The organism is Mammaliicoccus sp. H-M34 (genome assembly GCF_022386495.1).
Taxonomy (GTDB): domain Bacteria; phylum Bacillota; class Bacilli; order Staphylococcales; family Staphylococcaceae; genus Mammaliicoccus; species Mammaliicoccus fleurettii.
Window position 1 is genome coordinate 1 of the sequence record NZ_JAJNIK010000025.1, and the last position, 496, is coordinate 496.

General features: G+C 41.5%; 1 pseudogene. It reads right to left on the bottom strand.

Annotated features, from left to right (window positions below):
• Positions 1 to 496, bottom strand: a pseudogene (locus LQ608_RS12370) (YSIRK signal domain/LPXTG anchor domain surface protein); the annotation flags it as partial.

The window sequence follows — 496 nt, forward strand, 5'->3', positions numbered from 1 at the left end:
TTTCGATTTGACTGGTTCAGATGCGTCAGACGTATTCGGCGTTTCTGCATTATCCGTCGCTTTCGCTATGATATTACCTTCAGGTAATGGTGTTGTCGGTGTGATTTCAGCAACACCTTGATCATTTGCGACGCCTTCACCAATTTTGTTTCCATCTTTATCGAATAATTCAACAGTAGTACCAGGTTCAGCATTTACAACAATTGGATCTTTCGTACCACCTTTATCAGTTAAGTCTGTTTGAATGACAGGTTTAGTTGGCGGTGTTGTATCTTTCGCTTTGACAGGTTCAGAAGCGTCAGACGTATTCGGCGTTTCTGCATTATCCGTCGCTTTCGCTATGATATTACCTTCAGGTAATGGTGTTGTCGGTGTGATTTCAGCGACACCTTGATCATTAGCAACACCTTCACCAATCTTATTACCATCTTTATCGAATAACTCGACAGTAGAACCAGGTTCAGCATTTACTACAATTGTATCTTTCGTACCACCT